Source organism: Pseudomonas sp. ZY71 (genome assembly GCF_036542145.1).
Classification (GTDB): Bacteria; Pseudomonadota; Gammaproteobacteria; order Pseudomonadales; family Pseudomonadaceae; genus Aquipseudomonas; species Aquipseudomonas koreensis_A.
Genome location: NZ_CP144274.1, coordinates 3,122,785 through 3,140,303, shown reverse-complemented (window position 1 = coordinate 3,140,303; position 17,519 = coordinate 3,122,785). Strand labels below are relative to the sequence as shown.

Genomic DNA, 17,519 nt, shown 5'->3' with positions numbered 1-17,519 from the left:
ACGGGCTGCATTCCCACGCGGAGCGTGGGAACGATCACCAGAAGCCGGGTTATCTTGCTTAGAACTGCCAGTTCAAGCTCAAGCCAACGCCATGCAGCTTTTCGCGATTGGCCAGTTGTCCGTTGTAATCAAGGTTGACGCGCACGTCTTTGCTCAGCGCCAGGCTGGCCTGCACGCCAACCAGCGCGGCATCGCGCACCAACGCCGAGCTCTCTACCGAATACGGCGTGCCGCCGCTGGCAAAGCGCAGATGCTGTTCGGAGTCGATGTCGCTGAGGCTGTGCTGCCAGCCGAGGTGGCCGCTCACATCCAGTGATTGCCCGGGCGAAAGGTTGAAGGTCTTGATCGCCCGCACGCCGAGGGTGCTCAGCACGGCGTCACGTTGATCGCCCGAACTTTTCAGCGCGGCTGCGTCGCCCTTCTCGGTCAAGCCTTCAGTGTCCAGATGCACGTAGGCCAGGTTGGCGAACGGTTCCAGCGCCAGAGGTTGCAGATGCAGGCGATAAGCCGCTTCGCCGAACACTTGCGTGGTTGCTGCATCGACCTTGGCTTTCTGTTTGCCACTGACGTCGCCGTATTGCAGATCGCGTTTCACATCAGCGCGATGCCAGCTGTAGGCCGCTCCGGTGCTCAAACGCCAGGCGCCGATTTCGTGACCGGCATAAGCACCGAGGTGGTAGCTGTCGACCTTGGCCGAGGAATGCGTGCCCGAACCCATGCTCAGTGAACTGTCGCTGTAACCGGTAACCAGACCGATGCGGGTCTGCTCGTCCAGCGCGCCGTCGACACCGGCCAGCAAACCGCCAATCGAAGTGTTGTAGCCCGCCGTGTCATGGCTCGAATCGGTCGTGCCCCATGCTCCGAGAGCCTTGATCCAGCCGTTGCTTTGCGCTGCGTTGGTATCGTGCAGACGCTCGCCGACCGCATCGCGCAACTGGCGGCTGTCATTGATCAGCATCGAACTCAATGCCGGGTAGATCTCGCCGCTCAACTGCTGGAACGCCTGTTGCGCCGAAGCGGCTGTTGGCGAGAGCAACAGGCTTTCATACACCGCGTTGCCGGCGCCCAGACTTTCGGCGGCAACAGCCACCGAGCGCTGATTGGGCGTTTGTCCGACGCTGGCGAAGGTTGTCGAGTTACGTTCGATATCGAGCTGAATACCGTTAGCGGCGTAGTCGAGGCTGCCGCCGATAAACACATAATTCGGCAGCACCGCGCCAAACTGCCCCTGAATGCCACCGGCCGCTTGCAGGATGTCGTACTGGCGACCGAGCAGGCTTTGCGCTTCGGTGGTGCTGAGCAGCGTCGGGCTGTTTTCCAGCGACAGGCTGACAGTGGCGCCGCTGATATTGGCGGTGCCGCCAGCAACGATGCGGTCGCTGCTGGTCGGCGACAGTTCAACGGCGTAGGTCGAGCCCGGCGCGAAGTTCACATCACCGGCCACGTTCAAGGTACCGATAGAGTTGCCCGGCGCCACGCGAGCGCCGCTGTTGGCGAGCAGCGCAGCGATTCGCCCGGAACCGCCGAGGGTGCCGCTGTCGTTCACCGTGACAGCGGAAGTCAGCGAACCGTTGACCGTCAGCAAACCGCCATTGACTGTAGTCGCACCGCGATAGGTGTTGTCACCAGAGAGGATCAACTGCCCGCTGCCAGACTTGATCAGGCTGCCCTGGTACACCCGACTCGCCGCCGCTGCATCACGGGCAGTGCCGACCGCGTAGTCGGTCTGATCCTGTTGGCTGGCGCCTGCGGCAACGCCGTTCTGCCAGCCCTTGTCCTGCAGGGTTTGCTGCCAGGCGCTGTGTTCCGCGAGGTCTTCGGCCTGACGCTGAATCAGCGCCTTGTCAGAGATGTCATTGCTCCAGACATCGCGCTGCCCTGCCCCCAGGTTGGCATCAAACGCACCGAGCAACTGCCCCGGCCCGCGCATCGCCCGATTCAGATTGGCCACGCCCCAGCCGACCCGTTCGGTCGGCGCATCGGTGACCGAGCCATCCAGTTGCGTGGCGGTGGTCAGCAACACTTCAAGTGCCTGCTGATTGTTCATGTACGGGTAGCGTTCCATCACCAGTGCCAGTGCACCGGTCGCATGCGGCGCCGACATCGAGGTGCCGGACTTGATCGCGTAACCGCCACCGGGAATGGTGCTGTCGATCTTCGCCCCCGGCGTGGTGATGCACCAGTATTTGGCGAGGCCGCATTGGTTGTACTTCTGCTGATTGCTTTGATCGAGGCCCGATACGGCCAGCCAGTGACCTTCCAGATCCGGCTGGAAATAGGGCAACGCCGAACGCACGCTGGCATTCGGATAGCCGCTGTTGCCGGCGCTGAACACGTTGATCACACCGCGTCGGGACACATCGGCGGCGGCATCGAGCCAGGTGCCCTTGTTCCAGTGCTGGGCGTAAGCAGCGTGCAGATCGGCCAGGGTGCGGTAGCTGACATCCGGCGGCTGGCTGCCCCAGCTGTTGTTGATCGCACGCACGCCGGCATCGGCCAAGGCGTCATACACCGCTTTGAAATAGCGCGGATCGGGATTGGGGCCGAAGAGGAAACTGTCGTTCTTGTTGGTGTTGCCGACGTAGATCTGCGCGTTGTACGCCACGCCGTGCATGCCGCTGCCATCGCGCGAGGCGCCCATGGTGCCGACCACGTGGGTGCCGTGGGAGTCGTTGTTGGGATTGAGGGTGCCATTGACGTTGAACAGTGAGCCGTCGATGTAGCTGCCGCTGGCCGTGACCGGGTGATAACGGTCGCTGGCGAACTCCGGGTGGGCGGCATCGAAACCGGAGTCGAGGGCACCGATTTTCACGCCTTGGCCGGTGATGCCGGCGGCGTAGGCTTGCTCGGCCTGCATGCGGCTCAGGCCCCAGTCGCGGAGGAATTCGGCGCTGCGCCAACTGGCGGGATCGCCGGGTTGGCCGCTTTCGAGGTATTGCGCCTGAGCCTGGGTCGCAGAAATCACAAGCAGCAGGGTGCCGACCGAAATCGGCTTGATGCGTACGTCCATGTTCACCACTCACTTTTATTGTTTTATGCCGGTTGTTTTGCGGTGTTGCCTGCTCCCCTCACCCCAGCCCTCTCCCCCAGGAGAGGGAGCCGACCGCGGTGTCTTGCGTCTTACATCGACCTGAAACACCGGGTCGATTATGGATTCGGTAGAGCACTTCCCTCACCCCAGCCCTCTCCCCAGGGAGAGGGAGCTGACCGAGGTGTCTCTCGTCATACATCGACCTGAAAGACCGCGTCGATGCTGGATTCAGTGACGCTCGTTCAAGTCGGTGTACGTCTGCAATATCCCCCGATCAGTCCCCTCTCCCTTTGGGAGAGGGTTAGGGTGAGGGCTGTTGAGCGACCACAAAAGCCTCATCCACCCGCGCCAGATCCTGCTCGTTCAAGGTCCCGGCGTAGTAATGCAACTTGGTCCAGGCCATCAAGTAGTCGTACCGCGCCTGCGCCAGATCACGGCGGGTGGTGAACAGCTGCTGCTCGGCGTTCAACGCGTCGAGGTTGGTCCGCTCACCACCGAGAATGCTCTGCTTGGTCGACACCACCAACGCTTCCGCCGAGCTCAGCGCTTTCTGATAAGCCCGCAGTTTGCTCACCCCGGACAAACAGGCGCTGAACTGACGACGCAATTCGATCAGCGTCTCGCGCGTCTTGCCATCAAGCTCGTACTCAGCCTGTTCCATAGTGCGGCTGGCCTGACGCGTCGACGCCGAAACACCGCCACCGGCATACAACGGCACGCTGACTTCAAAACCGATGGTGTTGGTCTCGTAGCGCTGGTTGTAAGTGTTGCCGCTTTCCGATTCGTTTTGACGCATCGACGCATAAGCACTGACTTTCGGCAGATGCCCGGCGCGATTGCGCTCCACTTCATACCGCGCAACTTCCACCGCCTGGCGCTGTGAGGCCAGATTCGGGTTATTGCTCACCGCCATTTCGTGCCAGGTGTCGTAATTGGCCGGCATCAGCGCGAAGGTCTGAAAGTTTTGACCCAGCGGCGCCAAATCACCAATATCCACCGCCGGCACGCCAACCAGCGCACTCAGTTCCCGCAGCGCGGCATCCTGTTCGTTACGCGCCTCGATCTCCTCGGCGGTCGCCAGTTCATAGCGCGACTCAGCCTCAAGAATATCGGTACGCGTGCCCTCGCCCTGCTTGAACATGTGCTCGTTCTGCTGGAACTGCTGCTCGTAGGCCTTCTTCTTCGCCTGGGCGATGTCGATCTGGTCCTGCGCGAACAACGCCTTGGTGTAGTTATCCAGCACGCGGACCAACAATTCCTGGCTCTTGCCACGAAAGTTTTCGTCAGCAAACAGCGACTGCGCGACACCTTTGCGATACGCGGCATAAGCCTCGTAGTCGAGCAGCGGTTGTTGCAGGGTCAAGGCCGAGCCGTAACTGCTGTAGTTGCGGTCATCGGTACGATTACGCGCGCGCTCATCGAGAGAGGTAGCTTTCGACGAGTTGCGGCCCTTGTTGTAGGTGTAACCGATGCGCGGCAGCAGGCCGGCGCGGCCAATCGCACGGTTTTCCAGGCCGGCGTCACGCTCCTTGATCGCCCCGAGGAACACCGGGTCATTGCGCAACGCCTGTTCGTAGATCTCGAACGGCCCCATGGCCGCTACTGCTGAGTGACTCGCGAGCAGCATCATTGCCGCGCCGAGCAGGGAAAGCTTATTCATACAGCCGAACATCCTTATTCCTCGGTCAACGCGGAGCCGGCCCGGTCGAGCAGCGGTTTGAACAGATAGTTGAGGAGTGAACGTTCGCCGGTGCGCACGAACATTTCTGCCGGCATGCCGGGCTTGATCACCAGACCGTTGAGTTTTTCCATGGCCTGATCGCTGACGCTGCTGCGCAACACGTAGTAAGGCACGCCGGTTTTCTCATCGACCATCTGGTCGGCGGAAATCAGGCTGACTTCACCCGGTACGCGCGGGGTTTTGCTCTGGTTGAACGCGGTAAACAGAATGTCCACGGGCAGATGCGCGCCAACCTTGTCGATCAGGTTGATCGGCAAGTGCCCTTCCACTTCCAGGGTGGTGCCTTGCGGAACGATCTCCAACAACGTTTCGCCTTGGCGCACCACAGCGCCTTCGGTGTGCACACCGAGGTTGACCGCGACGCCGTCGGCGGTGGCGATGATTTCGCTGTGTTGCAGGTCAAAACCGGCCGAAGTCAGTTGCTCCGACAGGGTCACGCTTTTCAGCTGCGCGTCGGCCAATTGCGTGCGAACTTCCTTCTGGTATTCCTCGGCGTGCTGTTGCAGCTTCAGCCGCGACTCGAGGATGCCCTGCTCGACCCGACCGCTTTCACCGGTGTTTTCTGCCAGTTGCTGCTGCACTTGCGACAGTTGCCGCTGGTATTCCATCAAACGGTTGCGCGGGATGTAGCCGTTGTCGGCGAGCGGTTGCAGGTTGCTCAACTGCTGTTGCAGCGAGTCGGCCTGAGCATTGAGATCGGTTCGGGCGCGACGCATGCCGGCCAGTTGCGCGGTGGCGCCTTCGATGCTCGCACGCAGTCCGGCCTGCTCGCGGTAGTACGCCTCGCGACGGCTGCTGAACAGTTGTCGCTGGCCTTCCAGCACCAGTGCCAGACGCGGGTCCGGGTCATTGCTCAGTTCTGCCGGAAAGGTCACTTGCTTGAGGTTGTCGCGTTCGGCCTGCCAGCGCGCGAGGCTGGCCCAGGCCATGCGGTATTGCGCTTGCAGCGACTGCACATCAGCAGCGACTTGCGTCTGATCGAGGCGGAACAGCGGCTGGCCCTGCTTGACGATTTCGCCTTCGCGCACCAGAATCCGGCTGACCACACCGCTGCTCATCGACTGTACAGCTTTGCGTTTGCCCGACACGACAACCGTGCCCTGCACCGGGATGCCTTGATCCAGCGGCGCCAACGCCGCCCAAGTGAAGAAACTGCCGGCGCCAACGATCGCCAGAATCCAGCCCATGCGCGCGAAAAACTTCGCATCGCGTTCCGGGCGCTCGGTGATGTAGGCGTGTTCCATGCTCGCTTCGTTTTCAGTGTTCATGCTTGCGCTGCTCATACACCCGAATTCCTTGTCGAGGGCTGATACTGTCGGCTCATGCTGAGCCCGCCCGGTGCCTGTGCAGCTTTTTCCCGTTGTTGTTCCTGCTGGCCGGAAAGTGCCTTGAGCACGTCCTGACTGGGGCCAAACGCCTGCAAGCGACCGTCATTGAGGACCAGCAGTTTGTCGGCCTGGGCCAACACCGAAGAACGGTGCGTCACCAGCACCACCGTAGTGCCTTGAGCTTTCAGCGCGGCGATAGCGCTGGCCAGTGCCGCTTCGCCGACGGTGTCGAGGTTGGAGTTCGGTTCATCCAGCACCACCAGACTCGGCGTGCCATACATTGAACGCGCCAGTGCCACGCGCTGTTTCTGGCCACCGGACAAACCACTGCCGTCCTCGCCCAGTTGCGTGTCGTAGCCTTGCGGCAGGCGCAGGATCATTTCGTGTACGCCGGCCTGTTGCGCGGCGGCGACGACTTTCTGCGGATCGGCCTCGCTGAAACGGGCGATGTTCTCAGCGATGCTGCCGCTGAACAGTTCGATGTCTTGCGGCAGATAGCCGATATAGGGGCCGAGCTGGTCGCGGTTCCAGCGATGAATATCGGCACCATCGAGACGCACAGTACCGCCGAGGGTCGGCCAGACACCGACCAGCACGCGGGCCAGCGTCGACTTGCCGGAACCGGAAGCACCGAGCACGCCGAGCACTTCGCCGGCATTCAGATTGAAATTGACCATTTGCAGGGTCGCCGCACGTTGCCCCGGTGGGCCGGCGCTGACCTGTTCGAAGGTAATCTGGCCTTTCGGCGCCGGCAGCGCCATGGCGTCGTCACTCGGCGGGAACGCTTGCAGCAGCGCATCGAGACGGCGGTAAGCCAGCTTCGCCCCGCTCCACTGTTTCCACACGGCTATCAACTGGTCGATCGGGCTCAGTACGCGGCCCATCAGGATCGAACCGGCGATCATCATCCCGGCGGTCATATCGCCCTTGATCACCAGCAATGCGCCCAGGCCCAACACAAGCGATTGCAGGCACAGACGCAGGGTTTTACTCACCGAGCTGATCACCGCACCGGTGTCGCTGGCCTGATTCTGCAGACCGAGGAAACGCGAGTGCACCTGAAACCAGCGTTTACGCAGCGAACCGAGCATGCCCATCGCCTGAATGGTTTCGGCGTTGTGCAGGTGGCTGGTGGCCAACTGGCTGGACTTTTGCGAATAACCGGCGGCTTCGCCCAGCGGCTTTTTGGTCATGTATTCGTTCAGGCAGGCCAGGCCGATCAGCAGCAGAGCGCCCGCAGTAGCGAGCACGCCGAGCCAGACGTTGAACAGGTAAATCACAAACAGGTAGACCGGGAACCACGGCGCATCGAAAAACGCGAACAGCGCAGGCCCGGTGACAAATTGGCGAATGTGCGTCAGATCGCCCAGCGACTGCCCGGCATTGCCCTCGCCCTTGAACAGGTTGCGTTCGAACGCAGCTTGGTAAACCCGCAAGTTGAAGCGGCGCTCCAACTGACTGCCGATGCGGATGACGATAAAGCTGCGGATCACTTCCAGCATGCCGATGAAGGCAAAGAAGCCGACGACCATCAGCGACAGCATCGCCAAGGTCGTTTCGTTCTGCGACGACAGCACCCGGTCATAGACCTGGAGCATATAGATGGAGGGCACCAGCATCAGCACGTTAATCAGCGCGGTAAAGCAGCCGACGCTGATCAGGATACTTTTATAGTCACCCAAAGCCTTGAATAACGGAGCGGTGGCTGGGGCCTTCGCCATCTTCATTGATTCTTCCTGAAATGTCCGGTCTCGCCACACTTGGGCGAGGTTTCAATTAATGTTCCGCTTACCTGCGAAAGATGACTTGCAAGTACCCGCTTACACTTTCATAACAACTTGCGCAATTAACAGCGGTGCAGTTGCCACTCGGTGTTTCTTATAACCAACGGCTGGCGCTTTATATTAAAACCTTGTCGCAGTCTGGATCATCACAACTAGTGCGCCGCGCGTTCGAGGGTAATCATCAGGCCCGACTTCAAGGTAGTCAGATAAAGCCCGTCACGTTGTCGGCTGAAAAACTGGATTCTTGAGCCTTCCTTGCCGGTGATGGACAGACCGTCAGGGTCGGGAAACCAACCGATCGGAAGTTCTTCAAGCCAGGCACCCAGGCAGTCGGCGCCCTCGCCCAAGGTCTTGTTTGCCTTCAATTCCAAGGCGCAAGTGTTGGAAGGTTTGTCCTGCTGCTTTTGCGCTTGTGGATCATCACCTCGGGTGGACAGCGTCGCTTGCCACTGCCCGGCAAATACGGACGGTTCTTCGAGTCTGAGGCTGCTTGCCATGCTGGTTTCTCCTGAAATCATGAAGAGCGCCGCCGAGAGCCACGCCGCTACCGTGTAGGTAAAAGCTTTATAGATCATGGGAATATTCGCTCCGGCCTGTAGCCTTGCTTACCTGCCAATACGATGCAAGCAAAGAAAGCGGCGCATCACACGCCGCTTTCCACTGCTACATCACGCTACGATGTCGCTGGTCGCTGCCTGGCCAACGGTGCTGACCTGGAAGTCGGCCACGCCGTGCCCGGAGAAGTCCACCGACAACAAGCTGTTGCCGCCCGACGACGTCAGGACTGCGTCACCGGCAGCACCGGTGAAGCTGCTGACGAAGTGCAGGCCTGCACCGTTGGTGATGCCGGTCAGGTCGATTTTGTCCAGACCGCTGACAAAATCGAGGATCTGATCGATCGCACCCGGCTTGGAATCGGAGCTGGCGGCGAACACAAAGGTGTCCGAACCGGCACCGCCCCACAGCTTGTCGGCACCACCGCCACCCCAGAGGATGTCGTTGCCGGCACCGCCCTTGAGTTCGTTGGCCACGCTGTTGCCGATCAACAGATCGTTGCCGGAACCGCCAATGGCGTTCTCGATGATCGCGCCCTTGGCGATGGACACGTTGCCCACCAGGCCGCCAACGTCGGAGAACGAGGCGTCATTAAGGTTGATCTTCTGGTTCTGGGTGAAGCCCGAGAAGTCCAGAGTGTCCTTGCCGCCCGCGTCCCACACCGAGAACACCACTTTGTCACTCGACGACGAAGCGCTGAGGAAATCGCGGCCCGTGTTGGAGTTGAAGCCGTAGGTGGTGTCGCCGGTACGGGTGGTGGTGTTGGCACCGTAGAGTTTCTGGATGGCAGCGATATCGTCCATCAGCGGGCCGGACGAATACGCTTCGACACCGCCCTTGCTGAAGTTCTGACTGGTGTTGCTTTCGCTCCAGTAGCTCATGACGCTGTAGCCGCGGGTGTCTTGCCCGTAGGACGCGTCGTTGTAGGTCGGGTTGCCATTACCGGCGTTGTAGTCGCCAGGGTGAGCGAGACCCAGGCTGTGGCCGATTTCGTGCGTCAGGGTCTGACGACCGTAGTTGTTCAGATCCGGGTTCTTGTTCTGCGTGTAGCCACTGTTGATCAGGTACCACGAGGTGCCGTCATAACCGGCGCCGGTGCCTGGCAGATAAGCGAACGCTGCAGCGCCATCCTGGCCACCGCTGTAGTTACCGAAGGTCATGTGGCCGTCACCGCCCGAGGCTTTCTCGGTGAAGGTCACGTTGGCCACGTCAGCCCAGGATTGCATGGCGAGCTTGGCCTGGGCTTGTTGTTGCGCACTGAACTGACTGAACCCAGTGATCCCGTGCTTGTTCATCGTGCTGGACGATGCCGAGGTCAGGAACGTGTAGGTGAGTTCGATCTTGCCGCTGCCGTCCTTGTCCTGGTAGGCAGCGCCGTCGCGCAGCAACTGGGTTGCGGCCTGGTCGACGGAGAAGGAGGGTTTGCCATTGACCGTGAGGTTGCCGCCACGGTCGTACTGATGGCTGAAGCTATTGATCTGGTTGTACGCCGAGCTGAAGGCTGCCAGCTGGAAAGCCTGTTCGGCGGTATCAATAGCATTCGCTTTAACTTTCGACATAAACACACTTCCTTGTTTAGCAATGGAACAGTTTTTGTCCGATAGGACTCTCTCTGGCGAGATCGTCCTATCACTCGCCCAATGAAGGCGTAAGAAACCTGACACAATTTGAAATCTGCCGTAAAGGATTTTTTTGAGATCAAATCGGGCTGTTTCGTAAAACTGCCGTAAACAAAGCGTGCGGAGGTGAAAGAATGTTTTAGTTGCGCGGCCTTTGCCTAATTGTCTGACGATTTTCTATTTAAATATTAAATATGGGTAAGTTGTTTTTTGTTAGGCGCGTCTCACTTTCCTGCACTTTATTAGTGCAATGCCAGTGTATTGATATCAACCAGCCAAACACTGAAAGACATTGTGGGAGCGAGCCTGCTCGCGAAGGCGTCGAGTCAGACAACATTGATGTTGAATGACCGGCCGCCTTCGCGAGCAGCCTCGCTCCCACAGGGATTTATGCATGCCTGGGTGATTAGCTACCCGTGCGGATCTTGTTCCACACCCGCGTGCGGATCCGGTCAATGTTCAACGGCATCGCCTCCAGCGCAAACAGCTTGCCCATCATCTCCGGACTCGGATACACCTTGGTGTCGTTCTTGATCGCCGGGTCGATCAGGCTGTCGGCCTGTTCGTTACCATTGGCGTAATGCACGTAATTGCTGATGCCGGCCATCACGTCCGGGCGCAGCAGGTAGTTCATGAACGCATAACCGGCCTTCTCGTCCGGGGCATCGGCGGGCATGGCGACCATGTCGAACCAGATGGCTGCGCCTTCCTTGGGAATGTTGTAGCCGATGTCGACACCGTTCTTGGCTTCCTTGGCGCGATTCTCGGCTTGCAGAATGTCGCCGGAGAAGCCGACCGCCACGCAAATGTCGCCGTTGGCCAGGTCGCTGGTGTATTTCGACGAGTGGAAGTAGCTGACGTACGGCCGCACTTTCATCAGCAGCGCTTCAGCTTTTTTATAGTCCTCGGGATTTTTGCTGTGGTGCGGCAGGCCCAGGTAGTTGAGCGCCGCCGGCAATAATTCCGGGCCGTTGTCGAGGATCGCTACGCCGCACTTCTGCAGCTTTTCCATATATTCGGGCTTGAAGATCAGGTCCCAGGAGTCCACCGGCGCGTCGTCGCCGAGCACGGCTTTGACCTTGGCGATGTTGTAGCCGATGCCAGTGCTGCCCCACAGATAGGGAAAGCCGTGTTCGTTGTTCGGGTCGTTGGTTTGCAGCGCTTTGAGCAGCACCGGATTGAGGTTTTTCCAGTTGGGCAACTGGCTCTTGTCGAGTTTCTTCAGCGCCCCGCCCTGAATCTGCCGGGCCATGAAGTGGTTGGACGGAAACACCACGTCGTAACCGGATTTACCGGTCATCAACTTGCCGTCGAGGGTTTCGTTGCTGTCGTAGACGTCATAGGTGACACCCACGCCCGTCTCTTTCTCGAAATTCTTGGTGGTGTCCGGCGCGATGTAGTCGGACCAGTTGTAAACCTTGACCGTTTCCGCTGCCTGAGCAAGGGAAACGGCGAGCATCAGCGGTGCCAGAGCGAGGGTCTTGCGGATCATGGATCGATTCCTGTGTGGGTTTTCTTTTTTGTTGGCAGGCAATCAAAGGATCAAAACAATCAGAAAATCAGCACGTAGCTCTTGCGCACGGTTTCCTGGATATCCCAGACACCGAGCGTGTTGGCCGGCAACATCAGTGCGTCGCCACCTTGTATGTGCAGGGTTTCGGCGCCACCGTCGGGGGTGAACGTGCAGCGCCCGGAAATGAAATGACAGAACTCCTGCGCGGTGATCTGCCGGCGCCAGCGCCCGGGCGTGCATTCCCAGACGCCGGTTTCAACGCCGTCGTCGCGCTCGACGCTGGTGGTCGAGGCAATCGCGATCGGCTCGCCGAGGGGCACGGCCACCGGGTTGGACTCATCCAGCTGCAGGGTTGCAGTGTTTTTAAACTGGGTAATGCTCATGGTCTGACCTGTCTTTTGGGCTTTCTTCAAGTAAATCGGCTTTTAGTGCATGAACCCTTCCATGAAGCCCGCCACCTGACTGGCGAGCTTGCGCCGCCATGGCGCGGTCGCTGGGTTGGCCAGGGTCTGATCTTCATGGACGAAGCTTTTGATGATGGCGTTGTAGCCAAGCCAGCGGCACGGCTCCGGTTCCCAGGCACGCAGTGCATGAATGCCACCGTCGGGCAGCACCCACGGCTGCTGAGTCAATTCGGTATCGCGCTCAAGAATCAAGTCCGCCAGGGTGCGCCCACCGAGATTGCTGGCGCCGACGCCCTCCCCGCCATAACCGCCGGACAGCGCGATGCCGTTGGCGCGATCACAGAGCATGTGCGGTTTGAAGTGCCGCGACATGCCGAGGTTGCCGCCCCAGGCGTGGGTGATCTGCACGTTTTTCAATTGCGGGAACAGCTCACCGAACAGATAGCGGCGCAGCTCGACTTCATCGCGGGTCAGATCGAAGTTATGGCGCAACTTGCCGGCGAACTGGTAACCGCCACGGGCGCCGAAGATCAGGCGATTGTCGGCACTGCGCTGGCCATAAGTGACCTGACGACTGAATTCGCTGAAGGCTTGGCCACGATTGAGGCCGATTTCGTCCCAGGTCGCCGCCGACAAAGGCTCGGTGGCGACAATCAAGCTCTGCACCGGCAATTGATAACGGCCCAGCGGCGGCAGAGTCACCGAATACCCTTCGACGGCCGGCACGATCCAGCGACTGCGCACACTGGCTTTCGCGGTGCGCAAACTGCCCGATTGCCAGTGCGTGACCGGGCTGTTTTCGTAGATCTTCACACCCATGTTCTGCACGGTGCGCGCCAGACCGCGCACCAGTTTCGCCGGGTGGATGGTCGCCACGTGCGGCGCGTAAATCCCGCCGTACGGTTTGGCCACACGGATCTGCTGCGCCAGTTGTTCGGGACTGAGCCAGCGGTAATCGTCGTCGGTCAGGCCTTGGGCGTGCAGTTTGGCCAGATATTTACGCAGCGTGGCTTCCTGCTCTGGATAGCGCGCGGCGCAGTACAGCACGCCGCCCTTGCGGTAATCGCAGTTGATACCTTCGCGTTCGAGGACGATCTCGACTTCATCGGGAATGCTGTGCAGCAGATCGAACGACGCGCGGCGCTGCTCTGGCGACAACCCGGCCAGCAGACGATCCTCTCCAAGCAGGTTGCCCATCAGCCAGCCGCCATTGCGACCGGACGCACCGAAACCGGCGGTCTGCGCTTCGACGATCGCGATGTCGAGCCCCGGCGCAAGCTTCTTCAGGTAATACGCGGTCCACAGCCCGGTGTAACCGGCGCCGATGATCGCCACGTCGACGTCCAGATCTCGCTCAAGCTCGGGCCGCGCGGTCAGCGGCTCATCGAGTTGATCCATCCACAAACTGATAGTGCGCCACGCCGGCATGCAAGACTCCGCCACTGAAAACCTTCGATGGCGTCGATCCTAGTGGCTGTGCTCAGTTGATGTCTTGCGCGCGTGCCCGCAAAGAAATTTGTTTGGCGTAGGCCTTGGGCGACTGACCAGTGTGCTGGCGGAAACAGCTGTAAAACGCCGACAACGAATTGAAACCGGCAGCGAACGCCAATTCATCGATGCGCACCGGCGGCGTGGCGTTATCGAGCGAGCGCAACAGATGTTGCAGGCGCGCCTGATTGACGTAGCGATAGAAGCTTTGCCCGAGCACCTGGTTGAGCAGATAGGAAATCTGATTGCGGCTGTAACCGCATTCCTTCGCCACCCGTTGCAGGTCAAGTTCGGGATCGAGGTACGGCTGCTGCTTTTCGAAATACTGCTGCAGGTCTTCGGCCATGAAGCTTAACTGTCGCGGCGAAAGGCCCAGACGACTGACCGCCGGGCGCTGGCTTGAAGAGGTTGGGCCATGGGTTTGCGTACGCACCAACGAAGCGTATTCGTTGACGCGCCAGATCAGCCCGTCCTTGACCGTGATCGCTTCGCTTGAGCGAAACGACACCAGCCCGTCGCCGCCGCGCAAGGTCACTTCGTATTGAATGAACGCGGTATTGCCGTCGACGCGAATGCGGTCGCAATGCTCCAGCAGTTCGTCGGATTCGCGCGGCATGCTGACCCGCACGTACTCGCGCAATTCGTCGAGGCCGAGCACGCGATTCTGGAAGAAATCGTTGTACTGGATGTCCCGGTGGTACAACGCCATGACGCTGTCGAGGTCGCGGTGTTTCCAGCTCAGGTGATAGCGCATGACCGTGGCCGCCGTGGCCTGGGTCTGTTCTGGGCCGTCGTCGTCGGCGTGCATAAGGGGCTCGGCGCAAAAGAATCGAGCTTGCCGAAGTTCGGCGCGGGCTTCAATGGCTAATCCGTAGTGGCCATTTGGCGATGATTGCGTAGGCCATGACTTACATCAAAAAATGCGAAGCAATCGCAAAATGAACTGAAAAATCTCACAGGAATTTCACATCCGGATGCTACTTTTAATGTCAGTCACCGGTTGAGCCAATGAAGGCTCTTCCCACCTAACATGAGCAAACGGAAGCGCTCGATGAAGAAGGCGGGCAACACATGAATAAAGGGTCAAGCAAAGTCACGTTCCCCAATGCATGCCAGCTGATGCGCTGGCATTTTCATCCCATGGGTTTCGAGGCAACGATGGATGCGCCGGGCAGCATGATCGCCCGTCTGTTTGATCGCGCCAGTGGCGAAACCATGATCGCCATCGCCGGTATCCCGTGCGCGACGGTGATGAATGCAGCGGATGTCGAGCGAATTATCGAGGCTGTGGAGGATGAGCTGGAAGCTTTCGTACCTCCTGAATCTCTCAGGAGTTACGCATAAGCTTATGATTTAAAACAAAAAAGCCCACATTTCTGTGGGCTTTTTTGTACCTATGCGGTGTGCTTGATGACACGGTGATCAACAAAGAACGGCTTGCCCTTGGCCACCCGGTCGGATGCCCTAGGCATGTTCACCGCTTGCGCTTCCTGCGGCTCGACGTACCAGTAGCAATGACTGACCGCGCGGGTGATGCCGACATACGCCAGGCGCAGGATCTCGTCCTTTTGCGCCGTGTCATACGGCTCGCTGTCACCCGATTTACCCAAACCTGCCATGCGATAGACCTGGTTCTTGTAGGGCGAACTGGTCAAGTGCTGGCAATCACCGAGCAAAAACACTGCATCCGCCTGCAAGCCTTTGGCGCTGTGGTAGGTCAGTTGTTTCAGGCGCCGCGCCTCGTATGGCAAGCTCGAATCCACATTAACTACGGACTGAATATGCTCTTCAATCAATGACTTATCGCTGCTTTTTCGATAAAGCATCAAGATCGAATGACCTTGGCGGTAGTGTTCTGCGAGGCGCTGTCCCAAGGACTGATCATCGCGTTCCAGCACGTTGACGGGCTGCAACGGTTTAGGCGCGCCGCTGGCCTTGGCTTTTTTGCCGGGAATCGCCGGCGCGGCGCGAACGATGTGTTCAGCGGCATCAATGATGTGTTGATGGCTGCGATAGTTGTCACTGAGCATCACCCGCGTGGTGCTCGGCGACGGGAACTCTTTGTCGAACGCCATGAAGTAGCTTGGCGAGCTGCCGCGCCAACCGTAAATCGACTGCCAGTCATCGCCGACGCACAACAGCGATGAGCGTTGCGCCCCCCGTCCGACATGCATCGCCGGACCTCGACTGCGGATTTCCGTGAGGCTGGCGCGAATCCACGAAACGATCTGCGGCGATACGTCCTGAAACTCGTCGATCATCAAGTGCGACAACGGCCGTAGCAACTCATCGCTCAACAGCTTGAGGTTTTCCGGCGAGTGCTCGCTGAACAGCGCGAACATGCGGTTGTAAGTCATGATCGGCGGTTTCTGGTCGAGCAGATGATCTTCAAATGCACGCCAGAACAGACTCAGGGCCTCAAAGAAAAACCGGTCCGGGTCATCCTTGGCAAAGCTCATGCGACTGACCGCGTCAGGCACGTCCAGGCCGAGGTTCTCGATGAAGCCTGCCGCTGCAACAAAACAGTCGAGCAACGGCGCGGAGGCCAACTCGCCTTTGACCTTGTAATCGAAACCCGGCCCGGCGCTGGCATCGCCGGCCAGCGTCGCCAGAACGCGCTTTGATGACTCGTAACTATCCAGCCAAATCAACGGCTTACGACAGAAAGCTTGAAACAGGGTGCGCTTTACTGCCCACTCTGCGCGCACGCTGAGCTTGGCGTTTGGCCGGCTCACCTGCGGATTTTCCCGCGGGTCGAAACCGAGCACCACCCACGCATCCAGGCTCGGAATATAGCCATGGCAATGGAATTTTGCGCCGTTGATGTCGAAACTCTGCCGGTTCGGCTCAATGCCCTTGATCGGCCAGGCGCCGGCGCGGAACCACAGATCTTCGATGGCATCGCACAGTTCTTCGTCGCGCTGGGAGGCCAGCTGCGTTACCGCTACGCGCTTCTGCACGTCCGGGTGATCACGCTCCAGCTCCTTGAGCTGCAAACCGGCGCGAGACAACGGCTGAATCAATTGGCGGAAACGCTCGTCCTGGTTGAACAAGCGGTGATAACAGGCGTTGAGTTGCTGGCGTTGCGCATCGTTGATGCGCAGATCGAACGGATTGCTGTCGACCTCCTCGTCAGCGCCTTGCGCTCGATGACTGAGGTTTTCAAAAGCCTGCAAGCGCTCGAAACCCGGCAAGCTGCGCACCATCGGCAGGATACGCGAGTGGAACGTGCGCACCAGTTCGCGCGCCTGACGCAGGTTCAACGCCTGGCCCCAGAGTGCGAACAACTCGATCAGCTTATTAATGAAATCCTTGCGCGACTCGCGGGTGAAGGTCACCACGGTCATCGAATCAAGTTCAAAACCCAGATAGTGGTTAAGCAACAGAATTCGCAGTACCAGTGTGGTCGACTTCCCCGCACCCGCGCCGGCAACTACTGAAGTCGACGGGGTTTCACTGAAAATCATCTTCCATTGCGCGGCGCTTGGCTGAGCATGCTCAGGCAACAAACGGGCGACATCGGCCTTCATGCGCTTCTTCAATTCCGCTGTCAGCGGCAGACGCCAATCGTCGAACAGATGATTATCGACGCTTGGCGGGCGATGCTCGGTGTTGCGGCTGTCACGGATCAGCAGCACCTGCCGACCTTCTTCCAGCCCCTCAAGCTTGCCTTCCTTAAAGCCATATTCGACACCAGCGGTATGCCCGCTGCGGAAACCATCGGCCTGACCGTGCAACCACGATGCACGGTGCTGCGCGCGCAGACGTGTCAAGCCATGGCCGAAGAAGCGCGCTGCCAGGCGTTTGAACCATGGCATCTCGGCCAAGGGGCGAAGTTCGGGAGGAAGATCGGGGGTGTGTTGCGCCACGCTGACGGGCTCCAGTGTGTGAGGCTGTTGCGGCTATGGTGTCTGTATTTGCCGTTCAGTTCTAGCGAAATGCTTACAGGTCATTGGTTTAGGCGATGAACTGAAGGTGAGATGAGACGCTTTCGAGCTGTTTTCCTATCTGAAATCTCGATCATAACGCCGCACTTTTTACGCTTTTTATCGATTA

General features: G+C 59.3%; 12 protein-coding genes. 1 reads left to right on the top strand and 11 read right to left on the bottom strand.

The features are described from left to right. Nucleotides 1-58: 58 nt before the first annotated feature. The 10 genes from eprS to VY732_RS13885 all read right to left on the bottom strand — a co-directional run bounded on the left by eprS (nucleotide 59) and on the right by VY732_RS13885 (nucleotide 14,271). Nucleotides 59-3,010: an autotransporter serine peptidase EprS gene (gene eprS / locus VY732_RS13930; protein ID WP_331695714.1), complete on the bottom strand. Its 2,952-nt coding sequence runs from the start codon at nucleotides 3,008-3,010 to the stop codon at nucleotides 59-61. A 322-nt stretch (nucleotides 3,011-3,332) separates the two neighbouring features. Further along, nucleotides 3,333-4,703 carry a TolC family outer membrane protein gene (locus VY732_RS13925; RefSeq protein WP_331695713.1) on the bottom strand — a complete coding sequence of 457 codons (1,371 nt, stop codon included), beginning with the start codon at nucleotides 4,701-4,703 and terminating at the stop codon, nucleotides 3,333-3,335. A gap of 2 nt (nucleotides 4,704-4,705) precedes the next feature. After that, nucleotides 4,706-6,055 carry an HlyD family type I secretion periplasmic adaptor subunit gene (locus tag VY732_RS13920; protein WP_034154169.1) on the bottom strand — a complete coding sequence of 450 codons (1,350 nt, stop codon included), beginning with the start codon at nucleotides 6,053-6,055 and terminating at the stop codon, nucleotides 4,706-4,708. After that, on the bottom strand, nucleotides 6,052-7,827 hold the full coding sequence (locus VY732_RS13915; protein ID WP_331695712.1) for a type I secretion system permease/ATPase: 1,776 nt from the start codon (nucleotides 7,825-7,827) through the stop codon (nucleotides 6,052-6,054). The genes VY732_RS13920 and VY732_RS13915 overlap by 4 nt, the downstream gene beginning before the upstream one ends. Before the next feature lie 209 nt (nucleotides 7,828-8,036). Beyond that, nucleotides 8,037-8,459, bottom strand: a complete 423-nt coding sequence (locus VY732_RS13910; protein ID WP_331695711.1) for an AprI/Inh family metalloprotease inhibitor — start codon at nucleotides 8,457-8,459, stop codon at nucleotides 8,037-8,039. 93 nt (nucleotides 8,460-8,552) lie between these two features. Next, nucleotides 8,553-9,998 (bottom strand): serralysin family metalloprotease, encoded by a 1,446-nt coding sequence (locus VY732_RS13905; protein ID WP_331695710.1) that lies wholly within the window; start codon nucleotides 9,996-9,998, stop codon nucleotides 8,553-8,555. Nucleotides 9,999-10,464: 466 nt separating this feature from the next. Further along, nucleotides 10,465-11,550, bottom strand: a complete 1,086-nt coding sequence (locus VY732_RS13900) for a polyamine ABC transporter substrate-binding protein (RefSeq protein ID WP_077572997.1) — start codon at nucleotides 11,548-11,550, stop codon at nucleotides 10,465-10,467. A gap of 59 nt (nucleotides 11,551-11,609) precedes the next feature. Next, the gene (locus tag VY732_RS13895; protein WP_331695709.1) at nucleotides 11,610-11,954 is read right to left on the bottom strand and encodes a cupin domain-containing protein; all 345 of its coding nucleotides are present in this window, start codon (nucleotides 11,952-11,954) and stop codon (nucleotides 11,610-11,612) included. 42 nt (nucleotides 11,955-11,996) lie between these two features. Beyond that, entirely contained in the window at nucleotides 11,997-13,403 is a 1,407-nt protein-coding gene (locus tag VY732_RS13890) for an NAD(P)/FAD-dependent oxidoreductase (RefSeq protein WP_331695708.1), read from the bottom strand. Between the two features lie 52 nt (nucleotides 13,404-13,455). Next, entirely contained in the window at nucleotides 13,456-14,271 is an 816-nt protein-coding gene (locus VY732_RS13885; RefSeq protein ID WP_116032735.1) for a helix-turn-helix domain-containing protein, read from the bottom strand. A gap of 263 nt (nucleotides 14,272-14,534) precedes the next feature. On the opposite strand from VY732_RS13885, the gene VY732_RS13880 reads away from it, so the two are divergent. Then, nucleotides 14,535-14,807 (top strand): DUF1652 domain-containing protein, encoded by a 273-nt coding sequence (locus tag VY732_RS13880; protein ID WP_038367758.1) that lies wholly within the window; start codon nucleotides 14,535-14,537, stop codon nucleotides 14,805-14,807. Nucleotides 14,808-14,857: 50 nt separating this feature from the next. Here the strand turns inward: VY732_RS13880 and VY732_RS13875 are convergent, their stop codons facing one another. After that, on the bottom strand, nucleotides 14,858-17,332 hold the full coding sequence (locus tag VY732_RS13875; protein ID WP_331695707.1) for a UvrD-helicase domain-containing protein: 2,475 nt from the start codon (nucleotides 17,330-17,332) through the stop codon (nucleotides 14,858-14,860). Nucleotides 17,333-17,519: the final 187 nt, after the last annotated feature.